Raw genomic sequence first — 20,595 nt, forward strand, 5'->3', positions numbered from 1 at the left:
TGTGCGCTTTCACAAGGCTTGGGCTGCGTAGCTTTGCATTATCAAAAGCGAACCAAGCCTGTAAGGAACCCCGCCTCATGAACCACGACGTCATCATTACTTGCGCGCTGACCGGCGCAGGCGACACGACCGGGAAAAGCCATCTGGTCCCGATCACCCCCAAGCAAATCGCCGACGCGGCCGTCGAAGCAGCCAAGGCTGGTGCAACGGTCGTGCACTGTCACGTAAGGGATCCGCAAACGGGCAAATTCAGCCGTGATGTAGCGCTGTATCGCGAGGTGATGGAGCGTATTCGTGAGGCGGACATCGACATTATCGTCAACCTCACCGCTGGCATGGGCGGCGATCTTGAGATCGGCGCGGGCGAACGGCCAATGGAGTTCGGTCCCAGTACCGATCTGGTTGGCCCGCTGACCCGCCTTGCCCACGTTGAAGAGTTACTGCCGGAAATCTGCACGCTGGATTGCGGCACTCTGAACTTCGGCGATGGCGACACGATTTATGTCTCGACACCGGCGCAACTCCGGGCAGGTGCGAAGCGCATTCAAGAGCTGGGCGTGAAAGCCGAACTGGAAATTTTCGACACCGGTCATCTGTGGTTCGCCAAGCAGATGATCAAGGAGGGCTTGCTGGATAACCCGTTGTTCCAGCTGTGCCTGGGTATCCCTTGGGGCGCACCGGCAGACACCACCACGATGAAAGCCATGGTCGATAACCTGCCTGCCGATGCGGTGTGGGCCGGCTTCGGCATTGGCCGCATGCAGATGCCAATGGCGGCGCAAGCCGTGTTGCTCGGCGGAAACGTGCGGGTCGGGCTGGAGGACAACATCTGGCTGGATCGCGGTGTGCTGGCCAGCAATGGGGCATTGGTCGAGCGCGCCAGTGAAATCCTGACGCGTCTGGGGGCCCGGGTGCTAACCCCGGCGGAAGGCCGCGTGAAGATGGGCCTGACCAAACGCGGCTAACCACCTGTAGGCGCTGCGAAGGCTGCGATCGACCGGGCAACGGTCACCGCGATAACCGGCCATCCGCAACCTCCGGCAACTCCTACAAACTCCTTTCGAATGCCAGGACTGATCATGACCTTCATCACCCACATCAAAACTTTCGCTGCCTTGGGCAGCGGTGTCATCGGCAGTGGCTGGGTGGCTCGCGCTTTGGCCCACGGGCTGGACGTTGTCGCTTGGGATCCAGCCCCCGGTGCCGAGGCCGCGTTGCGCAAACGGGTCGCCAATGCGTGGCCCGCACTGGAGCAGCAAGGCCTGAAGCCCGGCGCAGCTCAGGATCGTCTGCGTTTCGTCACGACCATCGAAGAGTGCGTGCGGGATGCCGACTTCATCCAGGAAAGCGCTCCTGAACGGCTCGACCTGAAACTCGAGCTTCACGCGAAGATCAGCGCCGCTGCCAAGCCTGATGCGCTGATCGGCTCAAGCACTTCCGGGCTCCTGCCCAGCGAGTTCTACGAAAGCGCAACACATCCTGAACGCTGCGTGGTGGGGCATCCGTTCAATCCCGTGTATCTCCTGCCATTAGTGGAAGTGGTCGGCGGCAGGTACACCGCACCCGAAGCCATTCAGGCGGCCATCAGCGTCTATGAATCTTTGGGCATGCGCCCCTTGCACGTGCGCAAGGAAGTCCCCGGATTCATCGCAGACCGCTTGCTGGAAGCGCTGTGGCGCGAGGCGTTGCATCTGGTCAATGACGGCGTGGCGACCACCGGCGAAATCGACGATGCGATCCGCTTCGGTGCCGGGCTGCGCTGGTCATTCATGGGCACCTTCCTGACCTACACGCTGGCTGGAGGCGATGCCGGAATGCGTCACTTCATGAACCAGTTCGGCCCTGCCTTGAAGCTACCGTGGACTTACCTGCCCGCACCGGAACTGACCGAAAAGCTGATCGACGATGTAGTCGATGGCACCCGCGATCAGCTCGGGGACCACAGCATCGCGGCGCTGGAGCGTTATCGCGATGACTGTCTGCTGGCGGTACTGGAGGCTGTGCGAGCGACCAAAGAAAAGCACGGGATAGCGTTTAGCGATTGAGTGTTGCTGCACTCCTCGTGATTGAACATCAAACCTCCCACAAACGCTTGCGAGCTTTTTTAAAGCGGGGCAACGAATGCCAAAACTGATTACCTACCAAACCCCCGTCCTTCCTGAGTGGGTGGACTACAACGGCCATTTGCGCGATGCGTTTTATCTACTGATCTTCAGCTACGCCACCGATGCCATCATGGATCGGATCGGTCTCACCAGCGACAATCGAGATGCCAGCGGTCACTCGCTGTTCACGCTTGAATGTCACATCAATTATCTGAACGAAGTGAAGCTGGGCGAAGCGGTAGAAGTCCAGACACAGGTTATCGGTCACGACAAAAAACGGGTACATCTCTATCACAGCCTGCACAAAGCGGGCATCGATGACCCGCTATCGGCGAGCGAGCAGATGCTGTTGCATGTTGATCTGGCAGCCGGTCCGCGCTCGGCGCCTTTCAGTGAGGCTGTTCTGAACGAGTTGGCAGGAATCGTCGAGGCTCAACAGGACTTGCCAGCGCCACACTACATTGGGCGTATCATCGGGCTGCCGCAAAGAGCCTGATACTGAACCAACAAATGTGGAAGACAGCTCGGTTTATCACTTAAACCCAGCGAGCAAGCCCTGGCCCCACAGGCCTCTTCGAACCTGTCAGTCACCCACAAAAAAGCCCGCATCGCTGCGGGCTTTTTCAATGCTCAATCAACCGTTATCAGTTGATCTTGGCATCCAGCTCACCACGAGCGTAACGCTCAAACATCGCGTCCAGGGACACTGGTTTGATCTTCGACGCATTGCCTGCAGTGCCGAACGCCTCGTAACGAGCGATACACACGTCACGCATTGCCGTTACAGTCTTGGCCAGGTACTTACGAGGGTCGAACTCGCTCGGGTTCTTGGCCATGAATTCACGGATGGCACCAGTGGACGCCAGACGCAGGTCGGTGTCGATGTTGACCTTACGTACGCCGTGCTTGATGCCTTCAACGATCTCTTCAACCGGTACGCCGTAGGTTTCCTTGATGTCGCCGCCGTACTGGTTGATGATTTTCAACCACTCTTGCGGGACCGAAGACGAGCCGTGCATCACAAGGTGAGTGTTCGGGATGCGCTTGTGGATTTCCTTGATGCGATCAATCGCCAGGATGTCGCCGGTAGGCGGCTTGGTGAACTTGTAAGCGCCGTGGCTGGTGCCGATAGCGATTGCCAGTGCGTCAACCTGGGTTTTCTTGACGAAGTCAGCGGCTTCTTCCGGATCAGTCAGCATCTGGCTGTGATCGAGCATGCCTTCAGCGCCAACGCCATCTTCTTCGCCAGCCATACCGGTTTCCAGCGAGCCCAGAACACCCAGCTCACCCTCAACCGAAACGCCACAGGCGTGGGCAAAGGCAACTACGCGACGAGTCACTTCAACATTGTACTCATAGGTGGTCGGCGTTTTGCCGTCGACACCCAGCGAGCCGTCCATCATCACCGAGCTGAAGCCCAGCTGGATCGAACGCTGGCAGATGTCAGGGCTGGTGCCGTGGTCCTGGTGCATGACCACCGGGATATGCGGGAATTCTTCAACTGCCGCCAGGATCAGGTGACGCAGGAATGGCGCGCCAGCGTATTTACGGGCGCCGGCCGAAGCCTGAACGATCACCGGGGAATCGGTCTTGTCGGCCGCTTCCATAATGGCGCGCATTTGTTCCAGGTTGTTCACGTTGAAAGCTGGGACGCCATAACCGAATTCGGCTGCGTGGTCCAACATCTGGCGCATGCTGATAAGTGCCATTGTCTGTCTCTCTCCCGGTAGGGTCGTTATCGTGCAAACCTGCCGTAGCGGCGGCTGCTATTCAAGTTCTACGCATCAGCCCTGAGGCCATGCGCTGGATCATCGGTGCAGTCTGTTTAACGCTTCTTGCAACCGCGCCCGATCAAATCATTGGTGGCGCCCCAGTACACCAGGCCTTCGTCGCCCTTGTTCTGGAAAGCCAGCACGCCATTGCTGTACAGCGATGGCGAACCAGGCTCGGCTTTCAACCGGAAGACCTGATCGCTTTCGTTCAAGCGTACATCGACTTCGGTCTTGGCCTTGTCGGCATAGCGCCAATGGACCTGAGCTTTACTGTCGCAAACCCAAGAGGTCCAGGTGTTGTCTGTTTGTGGAGCCTTCATGCTGGCGCAACCACCAAGCACTGCAAGTGTCGCAAGGGCAATCAAGCCTTTCATTACGTCTCCTGGCCTGCCCTGGGAAGCAAGGCAAATGCCAGTCGCTTCAACCCTCAGGGGCAGTTCTGTTCCTGATTCCGATCATCGGCCGGTTCACCCGTGGCCTGCGCCTCAACCCGCTGAGTATTCTGGGTTGTTGGCACGTTTACGGATGCCGGGCTGAACACTTCACAGGTCTTGGCACGAGGGCCAGAACCGCTACAACCGGTAAATATCACACAACTCATCAAGGCCAGGGCGGCGATTTTCATGGCGAAGTTCCTTATCCAGAAAAGTTATCCACCCTTTAATGACCACCACAGGCTCAAGATGTTGCCAAACTCATCTGCACGACAGCGCCTTAACGGCAGCCCACTGGCCCGAGATTGGGCATGAACTCGTACTTGTCCAGCACCGCCTCGCCCCCGCGCTTGTAGATCACAGGCACGGTTTCTGCCTGCCAGTTGGCCTGATAGCAGCTCAACTGGACAAGCGCAGGCTCACGCACGACCTCTTCGGCTTCCGGCTCACTGGCACAGCCAGCGAGCAGTGCGGCAAGGATGAGTAGCGGTAACGGCCTGAGCATTTCATTTCCCTTTTGCAAAGCCTGATCCTCAGGCCTTGGCGCGTTGTTCCAGGATTTCCACGGCTGGCAGAACTTTGCCTTCGACAAACTCCAGGAATGCACCACCACCGGTAGAAATGTAGGAGATCTGATCCGCTACGCCATATTTATCAATCGCCGCCAGAGTGTCACCCCCACCTGCGATGGAAAACGCCGAGCTTTCAGCAATCGCCTTGGCCAGGGTCTTGGTGCCTTCGCCGAACTGATCGAACTCAAACACGCCAACCGGACCGTTCCACAGAATAGTCTTGGAAGATTTCAACAGATCGGCGAAATGCGCTGCAGTTTGCGGGCCGATATCCAGAATCATGTCGTCATCAGCAACATCGGCGATCAGTTTGACCGTCGCGGCTGCGCTTTCAGCGAATTCTTTGGCGACCACTACGTCAACCGGCAAAGGCACGCTGACCTTGGCTGCGATCTCGCGAGCGGTGTCCAGGAGGTCCGGCTCGTACAGTGATTTGCCAACCTTGTGGCCAGCAGCCGCCAGGAAGGTGTTGGCAATGCCGCCGCCCACGATCAACTGGTTGCAGATGGCACTCAGACTGTTGAGTACGTCAAGCTTGGTAGAAACCTTGGAACCGGCAACGATAGCGGCCATTGGCTGGGCCGGAGCGCCGAGGGCTTTGCCCAGTGCTTCCAGCTCGGCAGCCAGCAACGGACCTGCTGCTGCGACTTTGGCGAACTTGGCAACGCCGTGGGTCGAGCCTTCAGCGCGGTGTGCCGTGCCGAAAGCGTCCATGACGAAGATGTCGCACAGGGCAGCGTATTTCTGCGCCAGTTCGTCAGCGTTCTTTTTCTCGCCCTTGTTGAAGCGCACGTTTTCGAACAGCACGATATCGCCCGCTTTAACGTCGACACCGTCCAGATAGTCGGAAATCAGAGGCACTTCACGACCCAAGGCCTTGCTCAGGTATTCGGCAACGGGCTTGAGGCTGTTCTCGGCAGAGAACTCGCCTTCGGTTGGACGACCCAGATGCGAGCAGACCATCACGGCCGCGCCCTTTTCCAGCGCCAGTTTGATGGTCGGCAGCGACGCCAGGATACGTGCATCACTGCTGACTTTGCCGTCCTTGATCGGGACGTTCAGGTCTTCGCGAATCAATACACGCTTACCTTGCAGGTCGAGCTCGGTCATCTTCAACACGGTCATGAGTGAATCCCTGTTTTTACTGTTGTGGGTCTGCGACGTGCAAAAAGTGCTCAGCAACGTCAAGCATTCGATTGGCAAAACCCCATTCGTTATCGAACCAGGCCAGCAAATTAACCAGCCGCGGGCCGGAAACTCGGGTCTGACTCGCATCAACGATGGCCGAATGAGGGTCATGGTTGAAATCACAACTGGCGTGCGGCAACTCGGTATAGGCCAACAACCCTTTGAGCGGTCCGCTGGTGGCCGCGTCTCGAAGCAGGCGGTTGATCTCGACGGCATCGGTATCACGCGCAGTTTGCAAAGTGATATCGAGGCAGGACACGTTTACCGTCGGCACGCGAACTGCTTTGGCCTGAATTCTGCCCGCAAGTTCCGGAAGCAGCCGCTCAATACCGCGCGCCAGACCAGTGGACACCGGAATGATCGACTGAAAAGCCGAGCGCGTACGGCGTAAATCCTCATGGTGATAGGCGTCTATCACCGGCTGGTCATTCATCGCCGAGTGAATGGTCGTGATGGTGATGTATTCCAGCCCGACAGCCTGATCCAGCAAACGCAACAACGGTACGCTGCAATTGGTGGTACAGGATGCGGCAGACACCAACAGCTCGGTGCCGGTCAGCTTTTGCTGATTGACGCCAAACACAATCGTGGCGTCGACGTCGGCTTCGCTGGCCATAGGCTGGGAAAACAGCACCCGCGGTGCGCCAGCGTCTATGAAGCGCTGGCCATCTTCACGAGTGTTGTAGACACCTGAACATTCGAGCACCAGATCAACTTCCAGCGCCGCCCAGTCAACACCTTCGGGCGTCTCGCTGCGCAACACTCTGATCTTATGATCATTGATATGCAGGTATTGCCCTTCGACCCGAACTTCGCCGGGAAACCGGCCATGTGTGGAGTCAAAGCGCGTGAGGTATTCGAGACTGGCCATGTCGGCCAGATCGTTGATGGCAACCACTTCAAACCCGGCTTTCGCCCCCCGCTCGCACAGTGCGCGCACGACGCAACGACCGATACGGCCGTAGCCGTTGAGTGCAACTTTGTAAGGGCGGTGCTGAGGCATGGGGTTCTCGTTGGGCAAACTACCAAGCGAACTCTGTGGGAGCAGGGCTTGCCCGCGATAAGGTCAGCTCGGTCTCAAGCACCGTGTTGACCTTATCGCGGGCAAGCCCTGCTCCCAAAAGGGTCCGCTTCAGCAGGTAAATCGCTATCAGTCTTCCAGCAGTTCTTCAGCCTGACCCAGGATGTTTTCCAGGGTGAAGCCGAACTCTTCGAACAGGGCTGGCGCAGGGGCCGACTCGCCGAAGGTGGTCATGCCGATCACGCGACCTTCCAGGCCGACGTACTTGTACCAGAAGTCCGCGTGAGCAGCTTCGATGGCGATACGAGCACTGACTTGCAGCGGCAGAACCGCTTGCTTGTAGCCTGGATCCTGAGCATCGAAAACGCTGGTGCATGGCATGGAAACCACACGCACGTTGCGGCCTTGAGCGCTGAGTTTTTCGAACGCCTGAACGGCCAGACCCACTTCCGAACCGGTAGCGATCAGAATCAGCTCTGGCTCTCCAACACAGTCACGCAGCACGTAACCACCACGGGCGATATCCGCCAGTTGGGCTTCGTCGCGAGTCTGGTGAGTCAGGTTCTGACGGGAGAAGATCAACGCCGACGGGCCGTCGTTGCGCTCGATGGAGTACTTCCAGGCCACTGCCGATTCCACAGCATCCGCAGGACGCCAGGTGTCCAGGTTAGGCGTGGTGCGCAGGCTGGTCAGTTGCTCGATTGGCTGGTGCGTCGGGCCGTCTTCGCCCAGACCGATAGAGTCGTGGGTGAACACGTACAGCACGCGCTTCTTCATCAGCGAGGACATACGCACCGCGTTGCGGGCGTATTCCATGAAGATCAGGAAGGTCGCGCCATAAGGTACGAAGCCGCCGTGCAGGGCGATACCGTTCATCATTGCGCCCATGCCGAATTCACGCACGCCGTAATGCAGATAGTTGCCGTTGGCGTCTTCGCCGGTGATGCTCTTGCAGCCTTTCCAGATGGTCAGGTTGGAACCGGCCAGGTCAGCCGAGCCGCCGAGGAACTCAGGCAGCAAAGGACCGAAAGCACCCAGTGCATTCTGGCTGGCCTTGCGGCTGGCGATGGTTTCGCCCTTGGCATTGACTTCAGCCACGTAAGCAGCAGATTTTTCAGCGAAGTCAGCTGGCAGCTCGCCGCTCATGCGACGAATCAGCTCGTTGGCCAGCTCCGGGAATTCGGCAGAGTAGGCAGCAAAACGCTGATCCCAATCAGCTTCGGTCGCCAGGCCTTTCTCTTTGCAGCTCCACTCGGCGTAGATGTCAGCCGGAATGTCGAACGGGCCGTGGGTCCATTTCAGGGCAGCACGGGTCAAGGCGATTTCTTCAGCACCCAGCGGAGCACCGTGGGACTCTTCTTTGCCTTGCTTGTTCGGTGAACCGAAACCAATGGTGGTCTTGCAGCAGATCAGGGTCGGCTTGTCGCTCTTGCGAGCGGTGTCGATGGCGATCTTGATCTCTTCGGCATCGTGACCGTCAACGTTGCGGATCACCAGCCAGCCGTAGGACTCGAAGCGTTTCGGCGTGTCATCGGTGAACCAGCCTTCAACTTCGCCATCGATGGAGATGCCGTTGTCGTCGTAGAAAGCGATCAGTTTGTTCAGGCCCAGAGTACCGGCCAGCGAGCCGACTTCGTGGGAAATGCCTTCCATCATGCAACCATCACCCATGAACACGTAGGTGTGGTGGTCGACGATGTTGTGGCCTGGACGGTTGAACTGGGCAGCCAGCGTCTTCTCTGCAACCGCGAAGCCGACGGCGTTGGCGAAACCCTGACCAAGCGGACCCGTGGTGGTCTCAACGCCCGGCGTGTAGCCGAATTCCGGGTGACCTGGAGTGCGGCTGTGTAGCTGACGGAAGTTTTTCAGGTCTTCGATCGACAGGTCGTAACCGGTCAGGTGCAGCAGCGAGTAGACCAGCATCGAGCCATGACCGTTGGACATGATGAAGCGGTCACGGTCGGCGAAATTCGGGTTGCTCGGGTTGTGCTTCAGATAGTCGCGCCAAAGTACTTCGGCGATATCCGCCATGCCCATAGGGGCACCGGGATGGCCGCTGTTGGCTTTTTGCACGGCATCCATGCTGAGTGCACGAATGGCGTTGGCACGCTCACGACGGCTGGGCATCGCTGATCTCCTGAGAACTGGAAAAGAATGGATCTGAAAAAGGCGAGCATTTTCCCTCAGGCACTGCCTGGGAGCAATGAAAGATAGCGGCTTGTGGTTGTTTTTCCTGCTCGCGCTTCGTTATTTGTTCATCCATGGCACGCTCCCGGCCCGGAGTAACGGTCCTGAATAGCCCTGAAATCACCGCCCATCAAGCAATATCAAAACTTTTTGATATTGCCCTTGCGACATAGACGGTCGCTAACTAGACTGCCAGCCCTATGAACCTGCGCGTACCTGCAATTCGTCACGATGACAGCGACGACCTCTCTGCCTTGTGCAAGGCCGGCGGCGACCCGTTGCGACTGAATGTATTGCGCGCATTGGCCAACGACTCATTCGGCGTGCTGGAACTGGCGCAGATATTCGCCATTGGTCAGTCCGGCATGAGCCACCACCTCAAGGTGCTGGCCCAAGCGGATCTGGTTGCAACACGACGTGAAGGTAATGCCATTTTCTACCGACGCGCCCTGCCCCATACCGGACAACCGGGCGGCAGATTGCATGCAGCCATGCTGGATGAAGTCGACATGCTGGCGCTGCCCAACGATGTGCAGTCGCGTATTGGCCTGGTGCATCGTCAGCGGGCCAACGCCAGTCAGGATTTTTTCGCCCGTACGGCAGAAAAATTTCGCGCCCAGCAGGACTTGATTGCCGGGCTTGCCCAATACCGGGAAAGCCTGCTGTCGCTGCTCGACAAGCTGAACTTCGGGCCGCAAGCAACCGCACTGGAAGTGGGTCCGGGGGATGGCGGGTTTCTGCCGGACCTGGCACGACGCTTTCAGCACGTAACGGCGCTGGACAACAGCCCGGCGATGCTCGAAATAGCCCGCCAGCTATGCGCGGCGCAGGCATTGGCTAATGTAGAGCTCAAGCTCGCCGATGCACTGGATGCCGTGGATGTAAGCGCCGACTGCGTTGTATTGAATATGGTCCTGCACCATTTCGCCGCGCCGGCAGATGCACTCAAACAACTGGCAACTCTGTTGCAACCGGGCGGTAGCCTGTTAGTGACAGACTTGTGTAGCCACGATCAGAGCTGGGCCAAGGAGGCCTGTGGCGATCTCTGGTTAGGGTTTGAACAGGAAGATCTGGCCCGTTGGGCCATCGCTGCGGGGCTAGTTCCCGGGGAAAGCCTCTATGTAGGCTTACGTAATGGTTTCCAGATCCAGGTCCGCCATTTTCAGCGACCGGCTGGCGACACTCACCATCGGTAAAATTCAGGAAACCCGTAGAGATGAGCGAATACTCCCTTTTCACCTCCGAGTCCGTGTCCGAAGGGCACCCAGACAAAATCGCCGACCAGATTTCCGATGCGGTTCTGGATGCAATCATTGCTCAGGACAAACACGCTCGCGTAGCCGTTGAAACCCTGGTCAAGACCGGTGTTGCCATCGTTGCTGGCGAAGTGACCACCAGCGCCTGGGTTGACCTCGAGCAGATCGTTCGTGATGTGATCAGCGACATCGGCTACACCAGCTCCGACGTCGGTTTCGACGGTGCCACTTGCGGCGTGATGAACATCATCGGCAAGCAGTCCCCTGACATCAACCAGGGTGTTGACCGTGCCAAGCCTGAAGATCAGGGCGCTGGCGACCAAGGCCTGATGTTCGGCTACGCCAGCAACGAAACCCCAGAGCTGATGCCAGCGCCAATCGCGTTCTCGCACCAGTTGGTCAAACGTCAGGCTGAAGCCCGTAAATCCGGCCTGCTGCCTTGGCTGCGCCCGGATGCCAAGTCCCAGGTGACTTGCAGCTATGAGAACGGCAAAGTTGTCGGCATCGACGCAGTCGTTCTGTCTACTCAGCACAACCCTGAAGTTTCCTACAACGATCTGCGCGAAGGCGTGATGGAACTGATCGTCAAGCACGTGCTGCCAGCTGAGCTGCTGCACAAGGACACCCAGTTCCACATCAACCCGACTGGCCAGTTCATCATTGGCGGCCCGGTGGGTGACTGCGGTCTGACCGGTCGCAAGATCATCGTCGACAGCTACGGCGGCATGGCTCGTCACGGCGGCGGCGCGTTCTCCGGTAAAGATCCATCCAAGGTTGACCGCTCGGCTGCTTACGCTGGCCGTTATGTTGCCAAGAACATCGTTGCTGCGGGCCTGGCCGAGCGCTGCGAGATTCAGGTTTCCTACGCTATCGGCGTCGCACAACCGACTTCGATCTCGCTGAATACCTTCGGCACCGGCAAGATCAGCGATGACAAGATCATCAAACTGGTCCGCGACATCTTCGACCTGCGCCCATACGCGATCACCACCATGCTCGACCTGCTGCACCCGATGTATCAGGAAACTGCAGCCTACGGCCACTTCGGTCGCACACCGCAAACCAAGACCGTGGGTGACGATACTTTCACCACGTTCACCTGGGAAAAAACCGACCGCGCCGACGCCCTGCGCGCCGCTGCCGGTCTGTAATACGCCTTAAGTTTCAGGCGTAACAAAAAGCCCCTGGCGACTATGGTCGTCAGGGGCTTTTTGGTTTTGGTCAGGTAAAACCTGTAGGAGCGCGCTTGCCCGCGATCACGTCAGCACAGGCGCTATGTTCATCGACTGACAGACCGAATCGCGGGCAAGCGCGCTCCTACAAGTCCCCGTTTGCTGCGCAACAAAGCTGTGTCAGGGATGCTGGATGGCCTCCTACAGGAAATCTCATTGGGTTTTCTAAGCCCTCCTGGCCACCAACAAAACCGAAGCCGCGCTGGCCAGCAACCCTGCGCACACCCGGTTGAACAGTCGCTTGCCACTGGGCCGCGCAAACAATCGGCGGGCGTGAATGCCCATCCAGGCGTAGATCGCAATGGCGAGGCATTCCAGCGCCAGAAACAAAACGCCGAGTACCGCGAACTGCTCCGTCACGGCTCCAGCCTGATCAACGAACTGTGGCAAGAAAGCGGTAAACAACAGAATCGCTTTCGGATTACCAATCGCCACCAGAAACTCCTGCCGAGCCAGGCTGAACAGACCTTTCTCTAAACCGACCACGCTGCCCTCTTCCTCAGGACTCGCCCGCCACAGTTGCACCGCGAGATAAAAAAGATACGCCGCACCAAAGATTTTGATCGCATGGAACAACCACTCTGAAGTGTGCAGCACTGCGGTCAGCCCCAGCGCTGCCAGCGCAATCATGATAGCGAAGGCCAGCAAACGTCCCAGCCCGCCGATGCAGGCGCGGGCAAAGCCATAGCGGGTCGCGTTACTGATCGAAAGCAGATTGTTGGGACCGGGCGCCATGTTCAGCGCAAAGCAGGCCGGCACGAAAACCGCCAGAGTCGAGATATCCATGAGTCACCCATCAGCACTTGGACAAGGGAGTAGCAATAGTGAAGGCAGCATTTCACTCTTCAAAGACACAGTCGCGAATCAAAAGAGCGGCATCTGTACTGGCTGAATGATTCAGTAATCAGCGCAACCAGACATGTCACTCAGCGCTCGCTAGCCTCACACGCACCTCTTCAAGCAAGGATGCTTCGATGCGCATATTGGCCGCCATCACCCTCACGCTCACCAGCCTTACCGCCCACGCCACCCCATGTCCCGACTGGACACCCGCCAAAGCCCGCCACTCAATCACCGCCCTGCAAACACAAATCGCCACGTGGGATGACAGCTATCACCGACAAGGCGTTTCGCTGATTGCCGACGAACTCTATGACCAGTCCCGACAGCGTCTAGCGTTCTGGCGAACATGTTTTGCCAAGCCCAACAGTGAAGCCGATAACCCTTTGAAGACAGCCAGAGGGACGGTTCGTCATCCTGTTCCGCACACCGGCGTCAACAAGCTCAGCGATGAAGCTGCAGTGCGCGACTGGCTGAAGGGCCGGTCGGATCTTTGGATTCAACCCAAGATTGATGGCGTGGCGGTAACGCTGGTTTATGAACACGGGGAATTGGTACAAGCGATCAGTCGCGGCGACGGAGATGCAGGCCAAGACTGGACCGTACACGCAAAACACATCGCAGCCATTCCCACCCATCTGCCCTGGCAGGAAACCCTGGTGCTGCAGGCCGAGTTGTATCTGCGTCTGGATAATCACGTGCAAGCCAAGGCCGGGAGCGTGAACGCGCGCAGCAAGGTTGCCGGCATGCTGGCTCGTAACGAGTTAAGCACTGAGGAGGCAGACCAGATTGGCTTGTTTGTATGGGACTGGCCTGCCGGACCGGCCTCAATGACCGAGCGCCTGGCTGTCTTGAACGCATTGGGCTTCGACGACAGTGCTCAATATAGCCAGCCGCTGAAAGGCTTTGCTCAGGCGCATCGCTGGCGCGAGTACTGGTATAGCAACCCGCTGCCGTTTGCCACTGACGGCGTCATCATCCGACAGGGCGAGCGACCTCCCGTACAGCGCTGGCAAGCCAGGGCACCTTATTGGATCGCCGCCTGGAAATACCCGTTTGCGCAAGCGTTGGCGGAGGTACGCAAGGTCAATTTCAACATCGGCCGTAGCGGCAGGATAACCCCCGTGCTGGAGTTGGAACCTGTGCGTCTGGATGACCGGCAGATCAGCCGCATCAGCGTCGGCTCGCTGCAACGCTGGCAGGCGCTGGATATAAGACCCGGCGATCAGGTGGCGGTGAGCCTGGCAGGCCTGACCATTCCACGGCTGGACAGCGTCGTCTCACGCAGTGTCGAGCGCAGCGATTTGCAGATTCCCGAGGCCAAAGACTTTCATGCACTCAGTTGCTGGCAACCCAGCCCCGGTTGTGAAAGCCAGTTTCGCGCAAGGCTTGTCTGGCTCAGCGGCAAGAAAGGTCTGGCGCTGACCGGAGTCGGTCCCGGGACCTGGGATAACCTGATCAGCGCCGGAAAAATCAACGGGTTGCTCGACTGGCTGACCCTGGAAAAAGAACAGCTTGCTAACATTTCCGGGCTGGGTGAGCGCAGCAGCGCTAAACTGCTCGACAGTTTGCAGGAGGCTCGCTCAAAGCCGTTTGCTGTGTGGCTAAAGGCTATCGGCCTGCCGCCCACGGGGAATGCCCAATTGGGCGAGCAATGGAGTGAGTTGCAGAAGCGCACGGCACAGCAATGGCAGATGGAACCGGGCATAGGTTCGGGTCGTGCCAGCCAGTTGGTCGCCTTCTTTCAGCATCCCCAAGTTCAGGCCTTGAGTGAACAATTACGAGCTCAGGGTATTTCAGGTTTTTAAAGTGCCAGGCGTTTAATCATCAAGCCTGGACGTTATGGTTTTCAAAAGGAGTTCATATGAAGGTTTTTTCACCACTGATACTGCTGACCTGCTGCAGCATGCTGGCAACCCCGCTTCTGGCGGCTGAAACGGCACCAGAAGCCAGCGGATGCGTGGTTAAAAGTCAGGAAATCAGCAAAAAGATCGAAGAGGCAAAAACTGACGGCAACAAGGCTCAGCAGGCTGGCCTGGAAAAAGCCCTGAGCGAAAACAACGCAAATTGCACCGAAGCCTCGCTACTCAAAGAACACGAACAAAAAGTGCTGGATGCCAAGCGCGAAGTCAAAAAGCGTGAGTCAGATCTGAGCAAGGCGATGAGTAAGGGCGACCCGGAAAAAATCAACAAGCGCAAAGACAAACTGGCCGAATCCCGCAAAGAACTGCAGGACGCCCAGACAGAACTCGAAGACCTTCAGCCGCAGGAATGAATCGCGAACGGCTCAATCCTTTGAACTCAAATGTATTCCCTGTAGGAGCGCACGAGCAGCGCGAGGCCGCGATAGCGTTCTGTCAGACACACCGCTATCGCGGCCTCGCGCTGCTCGTGCGCTCCTACAGGTCCTGCGGTTGCAGCAACTCAATGATTACGAAACTCTTTATGACACGCCTCGCACACTGCCTGAACCTTGTTCATGGCCGGCGTCAGTGTGCTTGATTTGAAAGGGCGTTCATGACTGGCGACGACCAGTTCAGCAGTCTCTGACTCCAGCGAACGAGCCAGCTCCTGAAAACGAGCCTGCTTTTGCCAAACGGCGTCCGTGGCGCTGGTGTGATCTGATTCTTTCACCTCAGGGAAGTGTTTCCACGGCTGATGAGCCAAGCTCTCGAGCTTGAGCGCCCCCTCTTCAAATCGCTGACCATCGAACGCCACTCGCCCACGCAACATGCCGCCCAGGTCTTCGCTGGTCTTGAGCATGTCCTTGAAGATTGCCTTGCGCTGGGCCAATGGCGAATTCGGGTCTACACCGCCACACGCGCTCACGGTCAGGCAGGCGAGCAGCACAGCGCACATTCTTTTCAAAGTTGTATCCAGCAGGGTCCGCAGAAATGGCGGCCAGTATCCTCGGCCGCCTCTTGAAGACCAAGCGCTCGATTGCCGCAGTCAGGCAGGCAGCGGCGTGGCTGAAGCGATGAACAGCCCGACGATCAGACCAATCCCCACCAACCAGGCCACCGAACGCGCGGCAGCCAGGTCCGCCAGATAAAAAATGATGTAGAGCAGGCGACTGGTGATGAACAGGACCGCAACTACGTCGATCGTCACCAACTGCGCGTTGCCCGCAATGTGGGCGATGATCACTGCTGCGGCAAAGCCCGGCAGGATTTCGAAGCTGTTGAGCTGCGCCGCATTGGCACGCGCGGGCAGACCTTCAAGGTTATTCAGGAAATTACGCGGGTTGTGGTTGTGCTTGCCATTGAACTTGCCACTGGAAAACTTGGCGATGCCTGCACAAACGATCGGCAGAATAATCGCGACCAATACGCACCAGAATGCAACCGTCATAGCAGAATCCTTATAGTTTGATTTTCATAACCAGCATGCCAAGCAGAACCAGGCCACATGCTAAGAGCCGGGGCCGACCAAAAGGTTCTTTCAGATAGCGCATGCCAAACAGCACCACCAGAATCACGCTGACTTCGCGCAAGGCAGCAGCCTCCGCCACCGACCCCAATTGCATTGCCCACAACACCAGAGCGTAGCTGAGCAACACGCATAAGCCGACGCTCAAACCCAGTCGCCATTGCTCACGCCAAAACAGACTGAACGGTGCACGCTTGTAGGTGATTGCCAGTAGTGGAAACGGCCAGGCACTGATCAGGGTGAGCCAGACCAGATAATCCAGCGGATGCACGCCCATTTGCAGTGCCTGGCCATCGATCCAGGTGTAGCAGCCGATGCACACCCCGATCAATGCAACCACGGGCAGCAGCGACCAGGGTAATCGATCACCGCCGCCGCCCTGCCAAAGCAGACAAATCATGCCGCAAGGGATCAACAGAATACCGAGGATTTGCTGAGTGCTCAGTTCTTCGCCGACAAAGATCAGGGTCAGAGCCAGCACCACCAGCGGCGAAAGCCCTCGCATCAGCGGGTAGACGAGCCCGAGGTCGCCGACTCTATACGCCTGGATCAGCAAATACCTGTACAAGAGTTCGAACAACGCCGAGGCGATCATCCACGGCCAGATTGCAGCAGGTGGAGGCTCGACAAAACCCACGGCCAGCACCGCAAACAGCAACGCCACGAAATCCATGCTGGCGATGACCAGCAACCGCTCACCGCTGAATTTGATCAGGGTATTCCACGTCGCGTGCAGTATCGCCGCGATCAACACCAACGCAGTAGCCAGCAAAACACTCTCCCTGTTTCAGATTCAGACTGCCGTATCTGACACCGCAAGCAACATCGGATCTGTAGGAGCTGCCGAAGGCTGCGATGGCGGCATGTCAGGATTATTGCTTCGCAGCCTTCGGCAGCTCCTACAGGAACGCATTTCAATTGAGAGTGTTGCATGCGCTCAATTGAGCCACCGTAAATTCAACAGCCCCTGTCACACCTTGTCCAACCTTCGCCAATGAGAATCCTTACGATTAACGTTTAACCCCGAATCGTAAGGAAGTTCCATGCACTCTGTTTTTCGTTTGCGGCCGACTGTCGCCATGACGAAGCTCGCGCTGGCGTGCCTCATCGCCCAAAGCGCCTGCGTTCAGGCTCAAGAAACTACCGCCGCCCCGGCGATCACTCTGGAAGACGTGACCGTCACCGCTGCCGGTTACGAGCAGAGCGTAGAGGATGCACCCGCTTCCGTGACAATCATCACCGGCGATGAGCTGCGCAAGCGATCTTTTCGCGACTTGACCGACGCCCTGCGCGATGTCGAAGGCGTGACGGTCAATGGCAGCGCCAACGAAACCGATATTTCGATTCGCGGCATGCCTGCCGACTACACGCTGATCCTGGTCGACGGTAAACGCCAGAGCGCTCGGGAATCAAGGGTCAACGGCAACTCGGGTTATGAGCAGAGCTTCATCCCGCCAGCCGAAGCCATTGAGCGAATCGAAGTGGTGCGTGGCCCAATGTCCTCGCTGTACGGCTCCGATGCGATTGGCGGCGTGATCAACGTCATCACCCGTAAAGTCTCCACCGAATGGGGTGGCTCGGTCACTTACGACTATTCGGCACGTCAGCACAGCGATCAGGGCAATGCGCTGCAGACTCAGTTCTACCTCAATGGTCCATTGATTCAGGACACCCTTGGGTTGCAGGTCTGGGGACGTTATCTGGATCGTCAGGCTGACGATGACGTTGAAGAAACCAATGGCTTCAGCAAGGCTGACCATAAGGACCTGACCGCGCGCCTGGCTTTCACCCCGACCATCGACCACGACATCCTGCTGGAAGCCGGTGCCACCCGCCTGAAAAACGGCGACGGCCTGAGCCCCAACTGGGCCACCCGAGAACAGGAAAACAACCGCGATCACTGGTCGATCTCTCACCAGGGACGCTGGGACTGGGCGACGTCGGACATCTCGTTCGCACAGGAAGAATCCAGCCGCGAAGGCAAGGCCGACGCTGCACAGGCCGATGTGCTGGGTCGTAAGCCCACGGTGAAGAACTCGGTGTTTGACGCCAAGCTGGTAATCCCGACCGAACACAACATCACTACCACTGGCCTGCAATGGAACGAGACGACGGTCACTGACTGGAACCAGGGCCTGGGTGATCGCATCGACTACGACTTCTCCGTCGTGCAAAAGGCGTTGTTCGCTGAGAACGAGTGGGCTATGACCGACACCTTCTCCCTGACCACCGGTCTGCGCATGGACCACCACGAAGAATACGGCGTGCATTTCAGCCCGCGTGTTTACGGCGTCTGGAACGCGACTGACGAATGGACCATTAAGGGCGGCGTCGCACGCGGCTTCAAGGCCCCTGAGTTGCGCGCTGTGATCGAAGACTACGCCTACCTGCGTCGTAACCGGTTCGTGATGTTCGGCAATCCGGACCTCAAGCCTGAGTCGAGCACCAACTACGAGCTGTCGGCCCTGTGGTCCAATCGCGACGACTTGTCGGCCGGTGCGACAGTGTTCTACAACGACTTCAAGGACAAACTGTCCACGGTCACCACCACCGAAACCTGGAATGGTTTTATCGTCATGGATCGGGTCAACGTCGACAAAGCCGTGATCAAGGGTGTGGAGCTGAATGGTCGTTGGGATATCAATAGCGATCTGGCCTTGAAAGCCAACTACACCTACACCGATTCAGAACAAAAAACCGGGGCCAATGCCGGTGCACCGCTGGCACTGACGCCCAAGCAGAAAGCCAACGTGCGCACTGACTGGACGCTATCCGACAAGACCCAGCTCTGGGCAGCGGTCAATTACTACGGCGAGGAGTACGGCAACACCATCACAGACGAATCGTCACCGGGCTATACCACGGCAGACTTTGGCGGCTCTTATGAACTGACCAAAAATGTCTCGTTCAACGCCGCGCTGTACAACCTGACCGACAAACGACTGGACGACGAAACCTACGGCACCGTGAACTACGGCCGCACGCTGTGGGCATCGACGACCGTGCGATTTTAAAGCACGCACCGATCGCACTGGATGCGCAGAACCTGTGGGAGCTGGGCTTGCCCGCGATAAGGTTGGACTCGGTTCACTTTAGGTCGTGTCCAGTCTTATCGTCGGAATGCCGCCCAGACCAAGCCCAGCTCCCACGGGACCTCATTCCAAGACAAAAGTATTGATATACCCCAAAGCGATTCAAACCGCCGCAGGCAATCGCACTACCGCGCACAAACCAGCAGGCGGGCGGTTTTCCAATACCAGTTCCCCACCATGCGCTTGAATACAAGCGCGTGCGATGGCCAACCCCAGGCCAAGCCCTCCCCCCTGGCTGATATCCGCCCCGCCCCGCCCTAACTGCACGAACGGCTCGAATACTTGGGTCAGCCACGCAGATTCAATCCCCGGCCCATGATCGAGAATCTCCAGACGGATCATGCCCGTCCCCTCAAGGCTCAGGCTGATCTGCGCGTCACCGGCATGGCGCAACGCGTTATCGATGAGGTTGGTCAACGCTCGCTTCAACGCCAGCGGTCGACAGCGGCAACTGAACTGCTCACTGCCTTCCCACGTCACCGGCTGCTCCATGATCCGGTAACGTCGCGCCAGATCGTCGAGCATCTCATTCAGCGATACCGTTACCGTCGCCTCCTGAACCGCATCGCCACGCACGAAATCCAGCGTCTCGCGCACCATCGCCCGCAGCTCATCCAGGCTTTCCAGCATGTCATCACGCAACGGACCGTCTTCGATCAATTCAACCTGCAGGCGCAGCTCAGTGATCGGCGTATTCAGGTCATGACTCACCGCCGCCAGCATTCGGGTACGACCTTCAACATGGCGGGCGATGCGCTCCTGCATCACGTTGAATGCGATGGTCAGATCCCGAGCCTCCTGCGGACCAGACAGCGGCAGCGGCGCAATCCATTCGCCTCGACTGACTCGCTCAGTCGCCTCGGCCAGCGTCTTGACCGGCTGCACGATCCGGCGCATGAAGAAAATCACAATCAGCAAGACCGGGATGGTCGTTACCGGCAAGGTGTAAGCCAGCAAACGGCTCCACTCATAGGCACCCGCCGGATGCTGCAAGGCGTTGAGCGTCTGCCCATCAGGCAACACGATGCTGGTGCGCAAACGTAACGGTGCCCAGCCTGCACGGAAAAAAACCGCCTCCCGGGCCGGGCCACCCGTGACTCGCTCCAGCTGGATATTCACTCCCATCTCCGGCGTCAGCGCCAGTCGTGTGCGCAGTTCCTGCGCCAGACGCCGCTCTTCTTTGTGCATATCAAAAGGGCTGACCTCGGGCTGCTGAGCGATCCAGAAACGCGCATCTTGCGTCTGCATGGTTGCCAGCACCCGGGACGCATCAGCCGCCGACAGCTCATGAGCGACGTGGTACGCCGTGGTCAATCGCTCAAGCGTCAGGGTGCGGGACAGCGGATGAATCAGCGCGCCGGTGCGCTGCAAAAACAACATGGCGATGCCGTTGGATGCCAGCAGCGCCAGCAGCAGAAGCAGGCCCAATTGATGGGTCATCCGCCTGGGCCAACAACGGCTCAGCCA

21 protein-coding genes are annotated in these 20,595 nt (G+C 58.1%); 8 read left to right on the forward strand and 13 right to left on the reverse strand.

Annotated elements, in window-relative coordinates:
• Window positions 1–77: 77 nt before the first annotated feature.
• From ABRP31_RS25885 to ABRP31_RS25895, 3 genes are all read left to right on the forward strand, one after another.
• Entirely contained in the window at window positions 78–965 is an 888-nt protein-coding gene (locus ABRP31_RS25885) for a 3-keto-5-aminohexanoate cleavage protein (RefSeq protein WP_349973484.1), read from the forward strand.
• Window positions 966–1,079: 114 nt separating this feature from the next.
• Window positions 1,080–2,045 (forward strand): L-carnitine dehydrogenase, encoded by a 966-nt coding sequence (locus ABRP31_RS25890; protein ID WP_349973482.1) that lies wholly within the window; start codon window positions 1,080–1,082, stop codon window positions 2,043–2,045.
• A 76-nt stretch (window positions 2,046–2,121) separates the two neighbouring features.
• The gene (locus tag ABRP31_RS25895; RefSeq protein ID WP_349973480.1) at window positions 2,122–2,601 is read left to right on the forward strand and encodes a thioesterase family protein; all 480 of its coding nucleotides are present in this window, start codon (window positions 2,122–2,124) and stop codon (window positions 2,599–2,601) included.
• A gap of 148 nt (window positions 2,602–2,749) precedes the next feature.
• Here the strand turns inward: ABRP31_RS25895 and fba are convergent, their stop codons facing one another.
• From fba to ABRP31_RS25935, 8 genes are all read right to left on the reverse strand, one after another.
• On the reverse strand, window positions 2,750–3,814 hold the full coding sequence (fba, locus tag ABRP31_RS25900; RefSeq protein ID WP_087265789.1) for a class II fructose-bisphosphate aldolase: 1,065 nt from the start codon (window positions 3,812–3,814) through the stop codon (window positions 2,750–2,752).
• Between the two features lie 116 nt (window positions 3,815–3,930).
• Entirely contained in the window at window positions 3,931–4,251 is a 321-nt protein-coding gene (locus ABRP31_RS25905; protein ID WP_349973477.1) for an MliC family protein, read from the reverse strand.
• 53 nt (window positions 4,252–4,304) lie between these two features.
• A complete protein-coding gene (locus tag ABRP31_RS25910) occupies window positions 4,305–4,502 on the reverse strand; it encodes a hypothetical protein (RefSeq protein ID WP_349973476.1) in 198 nt (65 codons plus the stop codon).
• Between the two features lie 89 nt (window positions 4,503–4,591).
• A complete protein-coding gene (locus ABRP31_RS25915) occupies window positions 4,592–4,816 on the reverse strand; it encodes a hypothetical protein (protein WP_087265783.1) in 225 nt (74 codons plus the stop codon).
• Between the two features lie 28 nt (window positions 4,817–4,844).
• Window positions 4,845–6,008, reverse strand: coding sequence for a phosphoglycerate kinase (locus ABRP31_RS25920; protein WP_349973473.1), 1,164 nt, complete (start codon window positions 6,006–6,008; stop codon window positions 4,845–4,847).
• Window positions 6,009–6,024: 16 nt separating this feature from the next.
• Window positions 6,025–7,074 (reverse strand): erythrose-4-phosphate dehydrogenase, encoded by a 1,050-nt coding sequence (gene epd / locus ABRP31_RS25925; RefSeq protein ID WP_087265779.1) that lies wholly within the window; start codon window positions 7,072–7,074, stop codon window positions 6,025–6,027.
• A gap of 147 nt (window positions 7,075–7,221) precedes the next feature.
• Entirely contained in the window at window positions 7,222–9,219 is a 1,998-nt protein-coding gene (gene tkt / locus ABRP31_RS25930; protein WP_087265777.1) for a transketolase, read from the reverse strand.
• Window positions 9,203–9,355, reverse strand: a complete 153-nt coding sequence (locus ABRP31_RS25935) for a hypothetical protein (protein ID WP_158099105.1) — start codon at window positions 9,353–9,355, stop codon at window positions 9,203–9,205. Before ABRP31_RS25935 ends, tkt begins: the two co-directional genes overlap by 17 nt.
• Before the next feature lie 124 nt (window positions 9,356–9,479).
• On the opposite strand from ABRP31_RS25935, the gene ABRP31_RS25940 reads away from it, so the two are divergent.
• Together ABRP31_RS25940 and metK are read left to right on the forward strand one after the other, a co-directional pair.
• Window positions 9,480–10,475, forward strand: a complete 996-nt coding sequence (locus ABRP31_RS25940) for a metalloregulator ArsR/SmtB family transcription factor (protein ID WP_087265775.1) — start codon at window positions 9,480–9,482, stop codon at window positions 10,473–10,475.
• 20 nt (window positions 10,476–10,495) lie between these two features.
• Window positions 10,496–11,686 (forward strand): methionine adenosyltransferase, encoded by a 1,191-nt coding sequence (metK, locus tag ABRP31_RS25945; protein ID WP_349973468.1) that lies wholly within the window; start codon window positions 10,496–10,498, stop codon window positions 11,684–11,686.
• 246 nt (window positions 11,687–11,932) lie between these two features.
• On the opposite strand, the gene ABRP31_RS25950 is transcribed toward metK, so the two are convergent.
• Entirely contained in the window at window positions 11,933–12,553 is a 621-nt protein-coding gene (locus ABRP31_RS25950; protein ID WP_087265771.1) for a LysE family translocator, read from the reverse strand.
• A 188-nt stretch (window positions 12,554–12,741) separates the two neighbouring features.
• Between ABRP31_RS25950 and ligB the strand changes: the two genes are divergently transcribed.
• Together ligB and ABRP31_RS25960 are read left to right on the forward strand one after the other, a co-directional pair.
• Window positions 12,742–14,415 carry an NAD-dependent DNA ligase LigB gene (ligB, locus tag ABRP31_RS25955; protein WP_349973466.1) on the forward strand — a complete coding sequence of 558 codons (1,674 nt, stop codon included), beginning with the start codon at window positions 12,742–12,744 and terminating at the stop codon, window positions 14,413–14,415.
• 56 nt (window positions 14,416–14,471) lie between these two features.
• On the forward strand, window positions 14,472–14,882 hold the full coding sequence (locus tag ABRP31_RS25960; RefSeq protein ID WP_349973463.1) for a DUF1090 domain-containing protein: 411 nt from the start codon (window positions 14,472–14,474) through the stop codon (window positions 14,880–14,882).
• Between the two features lie 149 nt (window positions 14,883–15,031).
• Here the strand turns inward: ABRP31_RS25960 and ABRP31_RS25965 are convergent, their stop codons facing one another.
• From ABRP31_RS25965 to ABRP31_RS25975, 3 genes are all read right to left on the reverse strand, one after another.
• Window positions 15,032–15,466, reverse strand: a complete 435-nt coding sequence (locus ABRP31_RS25965) for a cytochrome c (RefSeq protein ID WP_349973794.1) — start codon at window positions 15,464–15,466, stop codon at window positions 15,032–15,034.
• A 90-nt stretch (window positions 15,467–15,556) separates the two neighbouring features.
• Window positions 15,557–15,958 (reverse strand): MAPEG family protein, encoded by a 402-nt coding sequence (locus tag ABRP31_RS25970; protein WP_349973774.1) that lies wholly within the window; start codon window positions 15,956–15,958, stop codon window positions 15,557–15,559.
• A 10-nt stretch (window positions 15,959–15,968) separates the two neighbouring features.
• Window positions 15,969–16,808 carry an EamA family transporter gene (locus tag ABRP31_RS25975; RefSeq protein ID WP_087265761.1) on the reverse strand — a complete coding sequence of 280 codons (840 nt, stop codon included), beginning with the start codon at window positions 16,806–16,808 and terminating at the stop codon, window positions 15,969–15,971.
• 271 nt (window positions 16,809–17,079) lie between these two features.
• Here ABRP31_RS25975 and ABRP31_RS25980 point away from each other — a divergent pair, with 271 nt between their 5' ends.
• Entirely contained in the window at window positions 17,080–19,050 is a 1,971-nt protein-coding gene (locus tag ABRP31_RS25980) for a TonB-dependent receptor domain-containing protein (protein WP_349973776.1), read from the forward strand.
• 180 nt (window positions 19,051–19,230) lie between these two features.
• On the opposite strand, the gene ABRP31_RS25985 is transcribed toward ABRP31_RS25980, so the two are convergent.
• Window positions 19,231–20,568, reverse strand: coding sequence for an ATP-binding protein (locus ABRP31_RS25985; protein ID WP_349973777.1), 1,338 nt, complete (start codon window positions 20,566–20,568; stop codon window positions 19,231–19,233).
• Between the last annotated feature and the right edge of the window lie 27 nt (window positions 20,569–20,595).

Source organism: Pseudomonas caspiana, assembly GCF_040224095.2.
Classification (GTDB): Bacteria; Pseudomonadota; Gammaproteobacteria; order Pseudomonadales; family Pseudomonadaceae; genus Aquipseudomonas; species Aquipseudomonas caspiana.

Excerpts from the sequence above, each read along its gene's own strand:
- epd (WP_087265779.1), bottom strand. The coding sequence starts at position 7,074 with ATGCCTCAGCACCGCCCTTACAAAGTTGCACTCAACGGCTACGGCCGT.
- ABRP31_RS25915 (WP_087265783.1), bottom strand. The coding sequence starts at position 4,816 with ATGCTCAGGCCGTTACCGCTACTCATCCTTGCCGCACTGCTCGCTGGC.
- ABRP31_RS25895 (WP_349973480.1), top strand. The coding sequence starts at position 2,122 with ATGCCAAAACTGATTACCTACCAAACCCCCGTCCTTCCTGAGTGGGTG.
- ligB (WP_349973466.1), top strand. The coding sequence starts at position 12,742 with ATGCGCATATTGGCCGCCATCACCCTCACGCTCACCAGCCTTACCGCC.
- tkt (WP_087265777.1), bottom strand. The coding sequence starts at position 9,219 with ATGCCCAGCCGTCGTGAGCGTGCCAACGCCATTCGTGCACTCAGCATG.
- ABRP31_RS25980 (WP_349973776.1), top strand. The coding sequence starts at position 17,080 with ATGCACTCTGTTTTTCGTTTGCGGCCGACTGTCGCCATGACGAAGCTC.
- ABRP31_RS25905 (WP_349973477.1), bottom strand. The coding sequence starts at position 4,251 with ATGAAAGGCTTGATTGCCCTTGCGACACTTGCAGTGCTTGGTGGTTGC.
- ABRP31_RS25950 (WP_087265771.1), bottom strand. The coding sequence starts at position 12,553 with ATGGATATCTCGACTCTGGCGGTTTTCGTGCCGGCCTGCTTTGCGCTG.
- ABRP31_RS25920 (WP_349973473.1), bottom strand. The coding sequence starts at position 6,008 with ATGACCGTGTTGAAGATGACCGAGCTCGACCTGCAAGGTAAGCGTGTA.
- ABRP31_RS25910 (WP_349973476.1), bottom strand. The coding sequence starts at position 4,502 with ATGAAAATCGCCGCCCTGGCCTTGATGAGTTGTGTGATATTTACCGGT.
- ABRP31_RS25965 (WP_349973794.1), bottom strand. The coding sequence starts at position 15,466 with ATGTGCGCTGTGCTGCTCGCCTGCCTGACCGTGAGCGCGTGTGGCGGT.
- ABRP31_RS25940 (WP_087265775.1), top strand. The coding sequence starts at position 9,480 with ATGAACCTGCGCGTACCTGCAATTCGTCACGATGACAGCGACGACCTC.
- ABRP31_RS25970 (WP_349973774.1), bottom strand. The coding sequence starts at position 15,958 with ATGACGGTTGCATTCTGGTGCGTATTGGTCGCGATTATTCTGCCGATC.
- fba (WP_087265789.1), bottom strand. The coding sequence starts at position 3,814 with ATGGCACTTATCAGCATGCGCCAGATGTTGGACCACGCAGCCGAATTC.
- ABRP31_RS25960 (WP_349973463.1), top strand. The coding sequence starts at position 14,472 with ATGAAGGTTTTTTCACCACTGATACTGCTGACCTGCTGCAGCATGCTG.
- ABRP31_RS25885 (WP_349973484.1), top strand. The coding sequence starts at position 78 with ATGAACCACGACGTCATCATTACTTGCGCGCTGACCGGCGCAGGCGAC.
- metK (WP_349973468.1), top strand. The coding sequence starts at position 10,496 with ATGAGCGAATACTCCCTTTTCACCTCCGAGTCCGTGTCCGAAGGGCAC.
- ABRP31_RS25890 (WP_349973482.1), top strand. The coding sequence starts at position 1,080 with ATGACCTTCATCACCCACATCAAAACTTTCGCTGCCTTGGGCAGCGGT.
- ABRP31_RS25935 (WP_158099105.1), bottom strand. The coding sequence starts at position 9,355 with ATGGATGAACAAATAACGAAGCGCGAGCAGGAAAAACAACCACAAGCC.
- ABRP31_RS25985 (WP_349973777.1), bottom strand. The coding sequence starts at position 20,568 with ATGACCCATCAATTGGGCCTGCTTCTGCTGCTGGCGCTGCTGGCATCC.